8 protein-coding genes are annotated in these 10089 nt (G+C 73.0%); 6 read left to right on the forward strand and 2 right to left on the reverse strand.

Going from position 1 to position 10089, the window contains the following annotated elements; translation table 11 throughout:
- The first annotated feature begins 8 nt into the window (after positions 1-8).
- The 5 genes from AC07GB_RS24970 (at position 9) to AC07GB_RS24990 (ending at position 5631) form a co-directional block, all read left to right on the forward strand.
- Positions 9-1379 carry an ABC transporter substrate-binding protein gene (locus AC07GB_RS24970; protein ID WP_478849009.1) on the forward strand — a complete coding sequence of 457 codons (1371 nt, stop codon included), beginning with the start codon at positions 9-11 and terminating at the stop codon, positions 1377-1379.
- Complete coding sequence (locus AC07GB_RS24975) at positions 1376-2326, forward strand: carbohydrate ABC transporter permease (protein ID WP_478849011.1); 951 nt, start codon at positions 1376-1378, stop codon at positions 2324-2326. The genes AC07GB_RS24970 and AC07GB_RS24975 overlap by 4 nt, the downstream gene beginning before the upstream one ends.
- 86 nt (positions 2327-2412) lie before the next feature.
- Entirely contained in the window at positions 2413-3261 is an 849-nt protein-coding gene (locus AC07GB_RS24980) for a carbohydrate ABC transporter permease (protein ID WP_478849013.1), read from the forward strand.
- Entirely contained in the window at positions 3258-4247 is a 990-nt protein-coding gene (locus AC07GB_RS24985; RefSeq protein ID WP_478849015.1) for a zinc-dependent alcohol dehydrogenase family protein, read from the forward strand. The genes AC07GB_RS24980 and AC07GB_RS24985 overlap by 4 nt, the downstream gene beginning before the upstream one ends.
- Before the next feature lie 136 nt (positions 4248-4383).
- Positions 4384-5631, forward strand: coding sequence for a TerD family protein (locus AC07GB_RS24990; protein WP_478849102.1), 1248 nt, complete (start codon positions 4384-4386; stop codon positions 5629-5631).
- Between the two features lie 68 nt (positions 5632-5699).
- On the opposite strand, the gene AC07GB_RS24995 is transcribed toward AC07GB_RS24990, so the two are convergent.
- Complete coding sequence (locus AC07GB_RS24995; protein WP_478849017.1) at positions 5700-7169, reverse strand: alkaline phosphatase PhoX; 1470 nt, start codon at positions 7167-7169, stop codon at positions 5700-5702.
- Between the two features lie 191 nt (positions 7170-7360).
- Here AC07GB_RS24995 and AC07GB_RS25000 point away from each other — a divergent pair, with 191 nt between their 5' ends.
- Positions 7361-8128: an SDR family NAD(P)-dependent oxidoreductase gene (locus AC07GB_RS25000; RefSeq protein WP_478849019.1), complete on the forward strand. Its 768-nt coding sequence runs from the start codon at positions 7361-7363 to the stop codon at positions 8126-8128.
- Positions 8129-8158: 30 nt separating this feature from the next.
- On the opposite strand, the gene AC07GB_RS25005 is transcribed toward AC07GB_RS25000, so the two are convergent.
- The gene (locus tag AC07GB_RS25005) at positions 8159-9646 is read right to left on the reverse strand and encodes a hypothetical protein (RefSeq protein WP_478849021.1); all 1488 of its coding nucleotides are present in this window, start codon (positions 9644-9646) and stop codon (positions 8159-8161) included.
- Between the last annotated feature and the right edge of the window lie 443 nt (positions 9647-10089).

Consider the following 10089-nt stretch of genomic DNA (forward strand, 5'->3'; position numbering starts at 1 on the left):
AGCGATTCATGCGAACCCAGAGCCGACGGAGGCCGCGGTCCCTGCTCGCCGCTGCCGCCGCAGGGACGCTGCTCGCCCCGCCGCTGTCCGGCTGCTGGGCCGGCGCGGGCGGGTCCGGATCCGGCGGCGACGCCGTCAACGTCCTGATGGTGAACAACCCGCAGATGGTCGAGTTGCAGAAGCTCACGGCCGCGCACTTCACCGCGGAGACGGGCGTCAAGGTGAACTTCACCGTGCTGCCCGAGAACGACGTCCGCGACAAGATCAGTCAGGATTTCGCCAACCAGGCGGGCCAGTACGACGTGGCGACGCTCAGCAATTACGAGATACCCATCTACGCCAGGAACGGCTGGCTCCGCGAGCTGGGCTCCTACGCCCGCAAGGACCGCGCCTTCGACCAGGACGACATCCTGCCGCCGATGCGCCAGTCCCTCACCGGCGAGGACGGCAAGCTCTACGGAGAGCCCTTCTACGGCGAGTCGTCGTTCCTGATGTACCGCAAGGACGTCTTCGAGAAGGCCGGACTCACCATGCCCGCGCACCCCACCTGGCGGCAGGTCGCCCGCCTCGCCGCGCGGGCCGACGGCGTCCAGGACGGCATGAAGGGCATCTGCCTGCGCGGCCTGCCCGGCTGGGGCGAGGTCATGGCACCGCTGACGACCGTCGTGAACACCTTCGGCGGCACCTGGTTCGACAAGAGCTGGAAGGCGCGCCTCGACTCCCCCGCCTTCGAGCGGGCCACGCGCTTCTACGTCGACCTCGTACGCGAGCACGGACAGTCCGGCGCGGCGCAGTCCGGCTACGCGGAGTGCCTCAACAACCTCACCCAGGGCAAGACCGCCATGTGGTACGACGCCACGGCCGCCGCCGGCTCCCTGGAGTCCGCCACCTCGCCGGTCAAGGGGAAGATCGGCTACGTGGCCGCCCCCGTGGAGCGGACGCGCAGCTCCGGCTGGCTCTACACCTGGGCCTGGGGCGTGCAGAAGGCGTCCCGCAACCAGGACAAGGCCTGGAAGTTCATCTCCTGGGCATCCGGCAAGAAGTACGAGGAACTCGTCGGCGAGAAGATCGGCTGGTCCAACGTGCCCGCGGGCAAGCGCTCCTCGACGTACGACAACCCGCGGTACCGCAAGGAGGCGGCCGCCTTCCAGGGCGTGACGCGCGCCGCCATCGCGGGCGCGCGCCCGCGCGACCCGGGCGTGCAGCCGCGGCCCGCGCCCGGCATCCAGTTCGTCGGCATCCCCGAGTTCACCGACCTCGGCACGAAGGTGTCGCAGGAGATCAGCGCGGCCATCGCGGGACGCACCTCCGTGGAGTCCGCCCTCGGCCGGGCCCAGGACCTCGCCGAGAAGATCTCCGAGGAGTACGAGGGACGATGACCGCCACGACGCCGGCCACCCGCCCCCACGCGCGCGTGCCCGCTCCCGCGCCGCGCCCCTCGCCCCGCCTGCGCGCCTGGGTCACCCGGGCCCCGCTGCTCCCCGCCCTCGTCTTCATGATCGCCGTGACCCAGCTGCCGTTCGTGGCCACCCTGGTGATCTCGTTCTTCGACTGGAACGCGCTCTACCCGGAGGCGCGCGGCTTCACCGGCCTCGCCAACTACCAAGAGGTCCTCACGGACGCCGACCTGCGCGAGTCCGTGCTCACGACGATCGTCCTGACGGCGACGGTCGTCCTCGCGAGCCTCGTCATCGGGCTCGGCCTCGCGCTGCTCCTGGACCGCCGCTTCCCCGGCCGGGGCGTGGTCCGCACGCTGCTCATCGCGCCGTTCCTGCTCGTGCCGGTGGCGGCGGCCCTGCTGTGGAAGCACGTCCTCTACAACCCCGAGTACGGCCTGTTCAACGGGCTCCTGCACGCGGTGGGCGGCGACGGCGCGGCCCAGCCCGACTGGATCTCCAACACCCCGCTCATCGCCGTCGAACTGGCCCTGATCTGGCAGTGGACGCCCTTCATGATGCTGATCCTGCTCGCCGGGCTCCAGAGCCGCGACCCCGAACTCGTCGAGGCGGCCCGCATGGACGGCGCGGGCCCCTGGCAGGTGTTCCGCCATCTGACCTTCCCCCACCTGCGCCGCTACCTCGAACTCGGCGGGCTGCTCGGCTCGATCTACATCGTGCAGAACTTCGACGCCGTCTTCACCCTCACCTCCGGCGGCCTCGGCACCGCGAACCTGCCCTACACCGTCTACCAGAGCTTCTACCAGGCCCACGAGAACGGCCTGGCGTCCGCCGCCGGTGTGCTCGTCGTCATCGGCTCGATCGTCATCGCGACCTTCGCGCTGCGCGTGGTGTCGTCGCTGTTCCGCGAGGAGGTGTCCCGCGCATGACGCGTGCCCCGCGCACGGCCGGTGTCCCGCGTATGAAGGGTGGGCCGCGTACGGCCGGTGTCCCGCGTATGAAGGGTGGGCCGCGCATGACCGTCCGGCGCGTCCCCCGCGCGGTCCGGGCCCGGCGGCTCGGCCTCGGTCTCGCCGCCTGGCTGGCCGGAATCGTGTTCTTCCTGCCGATCGCCTGGATGACCCTGACGTCCTTCCACTCCGAGGAGGACGCGGCGACCAACCCGCCCTCGCTCGCCGCGTCGCTCACCCTGGACGGCTACCGCGCGTTCTTCGGCGCGGACGGCGGCGCCAGCCCCTGGCCCTCGCTGATCAACTCCCTGGTGGCGTCGGTGGCGTCCACCCTGCTCGTCCTGGTCCTCGCGCTGCCCGCGGCGTACGCGCTGTCCGTCCGCCGGGTCCGCAAGTGGACCGACGTCCTGTTCTTCTTCCTCTCCACGAAGATGCTGCCGGTGGTGGCGGGCCTCCTCCCGATCTACCTCTTCGCGAAGAACACCGGCCTCCTCGACAACATCTGGCTCCTGGTCCTCCTCTACACCTCGATGAACCTGCCGATCGCCGTGTGGATGATGCAGTCGTTCCTGTCCGAGGTGCCGGTCGCCGTCATCGAAGCCGCGCACGTGGACGGCGCGCGCCTGCCCACCGTCCTCACCCGGATCGTCGCGCCCATCGCCCTGCCCGGCATCGCCGCGACCGCCCTCATCTGCTTCATCTTCAGCTGGAACGAACTGCTCTTCGCCCGGGTGCTCACCGGCGTCGTCGCCCAGACCGCACCCGTGTTCCTGACCGGCTTCATCACCAGCCAGGGCCTGTTCCTGGCGAAGGTGTGCGCCGCGTCGCTCGTCATCTCCCTGCCGGTGCTCGCCGCGGGGTTCGCCGCCCAGGACAAGCTGGTCCAGGGCCTGTCGTTGGGAGCCGTCAAGTGAAGGCCGCCATCATCGAGTCCGTCGGCACCGCGGTGGTCGGCGAGGTGCCCGACCCCACGCCGGGGCCGCGGGACGTCGTCGTCGAAGTCGCCGCGTGCGGCCTGTGCGGGACCGATCTGCACATCCTCCAGGGCGAGTTCGCGCCGACGCTGCCCGTCGTGCCGGGGCACGAGTTCGCCGGTTCGGTGGTGGAGGTCGGCTCCGGCGTCACCGAGCTGCGGATCGGCGACCGCGTCGCGGTCGACCCCTCCCTGTACTGCTACGAGTGCCGCTACTGCCGCACCGGGCACAACAACCTGTGCGAGCGGTGGGCCGCGATCGGCGTCACCCGGGCCGGGGGCGCCGCCCAGTACGCGGTGGCTCCGGTCGCCAACTGCGTACGGCTGCCCGAGCACGTGCGCACCCAGGACGCGGCGCTCATCGAGCCCCTCTCCTGCGCGGTGCGCGGCTACGACGTGCTGCGCACGCGGCTCGGGGCGCACGTGCTGATCTACGGGTCCGGGACCATGGGCCTGATGATGCTGGAGCTGGCCAAGCGGACGGGCGCGGCGAGCGTGGACGTCGTCGACCTCAACCCCGACCGGCTCGCCACGGCCGAGCGGCTCGGCGTCACCGGGGCGGCCGCGTGCGCCGACGAGCTGGACCGGCCGCGCGGATGGGACGTCGTCGTCGACGCGACGGGGAACGCGGCGGCGATCCAGGACGGCCTGGGCAGGGTCTCCAAGGCGGGCACGTTCCTCCAGTTCGGCGTGGCGGACTACGACACCCGCGTGACCATCGACCCCTACCGCGTCTACAACCAGGAGATCACCATCACCGGCTCGATGGCCGTCCTGCACAGCTACGAGCGCGCCGCGGAGCTGTTCGCGAACGGCGTCCTCGACCCGGACGTCTTCATCAGCGACCGCCTTCCGCTGACGGACTATCCGCAGGCCCTGGCGAAGTTCGCCGCGGGCGAGGGCCGGAAGATCGTGGTGCTTCCCTGAGCGGTTCCACCGGCGCTCCGCGCCTCGTCCTCGAACGCGCCGGCGCGATGAAGGGCGGACCCGGGGGCGGGCGGAAAAGGCGGCGAGGTAAGGGAACGGCAAAGTCCCCTCGCTCGTTACCCCAGGCATGACCGCTATGACCCCCGGCTCGAACATCCCGCTCGCCGCGACCCGCGTCGCCGTGGACGTCTCCGCCCCCGTGCGGCTCGACGTATCGGGCCTGCTGCTCACCGCCGACGGCAAGGTGCGCTCCGACGACGACTTCATCTTCTACAACCAGCCCTCGGGCCCCGGCGTGACGTACCGCTCCGGCGGCGGCAGCGCGCCGGACGCGATCACGGTGGACACCGGCGCCGTCCCGCCCGGCATCGAGAAGATCGTCGTCACGGCCAGCCCGGACGCCGCAGGGCAGACCTTCCAGGGCACCGAGCCCACGGCCACGATCCGCAACGCGGACGACGGCTCGGTCCTCGCCACCTTCACCCCGCCCCAGCTGGGCTCGGAGACGGCCCTCGTCGTCGTCGAGATCTATCTGCGCAACGGCGCCTGGAAGGCCCGCGCGGTCGGCCAGGGCTATGCGAACGGCCTCGCGGGCATCGCCACGGACTTCGGCGTCTCGGTCGAGGAGCCGGCCCCGGCCGCGCCCCCGCAGCCCGCCGCGCCCGCGCCCGCGCCCGCGCCCGCGCCCGCCATGGCGCCCCCGTCCGGCCCGCCGGTCCAGGGCCCGCCGCCGCCCGTCGCGGCCCCGCAGGCCCCCGCCGCCCCGCAGGCCCCCGCGGCCCCGGCCGCGCCCGCCCCCGGCGCCGGGAAGATCAATCTGGACAAGGGCCGCGTCAGCCTCCAGAAGAACCAGACGGTGTCCCTGGTCAAGGGCGGCCGCCCGCTGCTCTCGCAGGTCAAGATGGGCCTCGGCTGGGAGCCCGCGTTCCGCGGCAAGGACATCGACCTGGACGCCTCGGTCATCGCGTACGGCCCGCAGCGCAACCACATCGACAGCTGCTATTTCGGCAAGCTGTCGATCCTCAAGGGCTCCGTCAAGCACTCCGGTGACAATCTCACGGGCGAGGGCGGCGGTGACGACGAAGTGATCGTCGTGGACCTCGGCCGTCTCCCCCAGGAGGTCAGCGGCCTGGTCTTCACGGTGAACTCGTTCTCGGGCCAGAAGTTCACGGAGGTCGCCAAGGCGTACTGCCGTCTCATCGACGCGGCCACCGGCGAGGAGCTGGTCCGCTTCGACCTGACGAACGCGGAGGCGCAGACGGGCGTCATGATGGCCAAGTTGATCAAGCAGTTCTCCGGTGAGTGGGAGATGACCGCCATGGGCGACTTCGTCAAGTCCCGCACGGTCCGCGGCATGGTGAAGCCCGCCGCGCAGGCCCTGTAGTCGGCACCACGCGGCGGGGGCCGGGACGTCCGGGCCCCCGCCGCGCCGCGTCCGCCGACCGGCCCGGGTCAGGGGCGCCGGCGCCGCCACGGCCCGGTGATCGCGAACATGATGCCGGGGGTCTGGATGTTCGCGTACAGGGTCCTGCCGTCCGGCGAGAAGGTGACGCCCGTGAACTCGCTGTAGGCGGGCTTCTCGGGCGTGCCCTCGTTGAGTTCGTTGCGGGCGACGGGGTACGTGCGGCCGCGGTCCGTCGCGCCGAACAGATGCTGGACGCCGTCGCCGTCCTCGGCGAGTATCAGTCCGCCGTACGGCGAGACGGTGATGTTGTCCGGACCGTCGAAGGCGCCGTCCTTGCCGGGGTCCGCGTTCACACCGAGCAGCACCTTCAGGGTCAGCGTGCGGCGGCCCGGGTGGTAGAACCACACCTGCCCGTCGTGCTGGGCGCCGGGGCTCTCCGACCGGGCGTACGAGGAGACGATGTACGCGCCCCCGTCGCCCCACCACATGCCTTCGAGCTTGCGGGCGCGCGTGACGGCCCCGTCGGTGAACTGCTTGCGGACCGGGACCGCGCGGGCGTCGCGGTCGGGGACCTCCACCCAGTCGACGCCGTAGACGGTGCCGATCCGCGTGGCCCGGGACAGGTCGTCGACGAACCGGCCGCCGGAGTCGAAGCACTTGGGCGCCTTCAGGACGCCCGCGTCGTCGGCGAGGGCCCGCAGCTTGCCGCGGCCGTGCTTGAAGCCGTGCGGCGGGGTCCAGCGGTAGAAGAGGCCGTTGGGCCCCGAGGCGTCCTCCGTGAGGTACAGATGGCCGCGCTTGGGGTCGACGACGACGGCCTCGTGGGCATAGCGGCCGAGGGCCTTGACGGGCTTGGGGTTCCGGTTGGCGCGCCGGTCGTAGGGGTCGACCTCGAAGACGTATCCGTGGTCCTTGGTCATGCCGTTCTGGCCGGCCTTGTCCTCGGTCTCCTCGCAGGTCAGCCAAGTGCCCCAAGGGGTGGAGCCCCCCGCGCAGTTGGTACTGGTGCCCGCGACGCCGACCCACTCGGCGACCTGGCCCCCGCGCCGGTGCTCGACGACCGTGCAGCCGCCGGCCGCCGCGGGGTCGTAGACGAGCCCGTCGGTGAGCGGGACCGGGTGCTTCCACTTGGTGCGGGCGCCGCTCAGCTCGTGGTTGTTGACGAGCAGCGTCACCCCGCGCGGCCCGTCGAAGGTGGCGGTGCCGTCGTGGTTGGAGGGCGTGAACTCGCCGGTCTCCAGCTTGGTCCTGCCGCTGTACGTGAGGACGCGGTACGAGAACCCGGCGGGCAGGGCCAGCAGGCCCGCGGGGTCGGGCACGAGCGGGCCGTAGCCGGGCCCGCCGTGGCCGCCGCGGCCCTCCGCGTCGGCCGCGTCGGTCATGTCAGCCACCTCGGTGTCCTGCGCGGCCAGCGCGCCGGGCGCGGTGGCGAGCGCGCCCACGCTGCCGGCGAGCGCGACGCCCGCCCCGGTGAGCGCGGATCGTCTGGTGAAGTCCCTGCGGGTGAGCGACGACATGGTTTCTCCTCGGGCCTGAGGGAGCGAATGCGGGCGTCCGGGCCTGTCCCGGGGGGCGTGCGTACCACCGGGCCGCTGTCGGCGTCAGATTTCCGCTCACGTATAAACGGCGGTTGAACACGGTCCGACTTCGGCGGTCGACTTCCGGAGCGGGGCGTTCCAACCGGCACATCAGGGACCAGGAGATCCGTATGACTCTGGAGAGCACCGGCCGCCGCGTTCTGGTCAGCGGCGCCTCACGAGGCCTCGGCCGGGCCCTCGCCCGGGCGTTCGCGGACAACGGCGACCGCGTCGCGGTGCACTTCGGCGCGCGCGAGGAGGAGGCGCGCGAGACGCTCGACTCGCTCGCGGGCACCGGGCACGCGCTGGTCGGCGGCGATCTGTCGGACCCGGCGGGGGCCAAGGACGTCGCGGACCGCGCGGCCGGGGCGCTCGGCGGCATCGACGTACTCGTCAACAACGCCGCCGTGAACCTGCCGCACCCGCCCGCCACCACCGCGTACGAGGACTGGGCGGCCCTGTGGCAGCGGCACACCGCCGTCAACCTGCTGGCCACGGCGAACCTCAGCCACCTCGCCGCGCACCGGATGATCACCCAGGGCACGGGCGGACGCATCGTCAACATCGGCTCCCGCGGCGCCTTCCGCGGCGAGCCCGACCACCCGGCCTACGGCGCGACCAAGGCCGCCGTGCACGCCCTCGGCCAGTCCCTCGCGGTGGCCCTCGCGCCGCACGGCATCGCGGTGGCCTCGGTCGCGCCCGGGTTCTTCGCCACCGAGCGCGTCGCGCACCGGCTGAGCGGCGCGGAGGGCGAGGCCATCCGCGCGCAGAGCCCGTTCGGCCGCGCGGGCACGGCGGAGGAGATCGCGGCCGCGGTCCTCTGGCTGTCCTCACCGGCCGCGGAGTGGGCGTCGGGCACGGTCATGGACCTCAACGGCGCGTCGTACCTGCGGACGTGAGCACTCCGCGCCGGGGCCCGCCGGAGGGCGTCAGGGCTGTTGCGACCTGGCCTTGAAGGCCGCCTTGCGGGCCTCCTTCGCCACCTTCTTGTCGGAGTGCAGCCGCCCCATCGCCTCCAGGACCTCCGCCGTCGCGGGGTGGTCCACCCGCCACGCCGCGGCGAAGAACCCGCTGTGCTGCGCGGCGAGCCCCTCGACGAGCGCGCGCAGCTCCTCGGAGTTGCCCTCGGCCGCCAGTTGCGCGGCCACCGTGTCGATGGTCAGCCAGAAGACCATGCCCTCGGAAGGGGCGGGCACGTCCGCGGCGCCGTGCTCGGCGAGCCACACCCGGGCGAGACCGCCCAGTTCGGCGTCGTCGAGGACCTCGCGCAGGGCCGGCTCGGCCGCGCCCCCGACGAGGGAGAGCGCCTGCTGGCAGTGGAGGCGCCGCAGCGGCGCGCCCTCGTCCGCCCCGCGCGCGGCGGCAAGCAGCTCGCGCGCCGCGGCCAGCGGCTCACGTCCGCCGAGCCACCGCTCGATCTCGGCCTGCGCGGCGGCCCGCGGGAACGCGGCGGTGGCATCCAGCAGCGAGTCGGCGCCCTTGTCCGCGAGGTCGCCGACGGCGGGCGCGTCGACCCCGGCGTCCAGCATCCGCGCCCGCACGCCGTAGAGACCGAGCGGCGTCAGCCGGACCATGCCGTACCGCGTGACGTCCTCGTCGTCGACGGGCGGCAGCGGCTCCCCGGCCGCGTCGGCGTCCTCGGCGTCCTCATCGAGGTCCGCCATGAGCGCCTCGTCCACCGGCTGGTACTCGACGAGCCCGACGGGTTCGAGCATCCGGAACTGGTCGTCGAGCCGCATCATCGCGTCGGAGACCTGCTCCAGGATGTCGTCGGTGGGCTCGCCCATGTCGTCCGGCACGATCATGGACGCGGCGAGCGCGGGCAGCGGCACCGCGCCGTCCTCCGGGGCGCCCTCGCTGACGGTCAGCAGATACAGATTGCCGAGGACGCCCTCCAGGAACTCGGCCTCGGCCTGCGGGTCCCAGCCCAGTTCGGCGAAGTCGATCTCGCCGCCGCCCTGGATGACGTCGACGAGGTCCTCCAGGTCGGGCACCGTCGCGTCGGCGAAGACGGTGTCCAGGGCGCCGAGCCAGATGCCGAGGATGTCCTGCGGCCCGCCCGAGGTGATCAGGGCGAGTTCCTCGCCGGTGCTCACGGTGCCCTCGGCGTCCTCGGCGTCGGCGTCCTCGATCTCGACGAGGCCGGTGTCGACGGCGACCCGCCAGGCCTCGCTCGCGTACGCCGCCGCGTCTCCGGCCTCAAGGCCTTCGGCCCCGTCGACGAGCCCCAGCTCGGCCGCCGCCGCGGGCAGCTGCTCGTCGACCAGCTCGCCGCCCGCGCCGACCCGCGTGTCGGGCCCGGCCCAGCGGGCGAGCCGTACGGCTCGGCCGAGCAGGGGGGTCGCGAGCGCCTCCCGCGCGAGCTCCGCTTCTGAGTGCAGCAGCACCGGCGGCAGGGTGGCGGGGCTTTGGGACATCGGCTGGTCTCCTGACGGGCCTGACGGGGGTACGGGTCTGCTGCGAGCAGCGTAGACGGGTTTGCCCCGTTGCCGCCCACCGCGCCCCCGGGCCCGGCCCCCCGGTGCGCCCCGGGCCCCGCCCCACCCGCGCCTCCGCGCCTCTACGGGGGCACCCCGCCCGGGTCGGTGCCCGCGTCCCCCCGGGTCCCGCCCGGGCCTCCGCCCGTCCGTCGCCTGCGGGTTCGCCGTGGCTGCTCGCGCAGTTCCCCGCGCCCCCAAGGGGCACTCCGCCCGTCCTCACCTGCGGGTTCATCGTGGCCGCTCGCGCAGTTCCCCGCGCCCCCAAGGGGCACTCCACCCGTCCTTCACCTGCGGGTTCATCGTGGCCGCTCGCGCAGTTCCCCGCGCCCCTACGGGGCACTCCACCCGTCCTTCACCTGCGGGTTCGCCGTGGCCGCTCG

This window comes from Streptomyces sp. NPDC045778, from assembly GCF_056431945.1.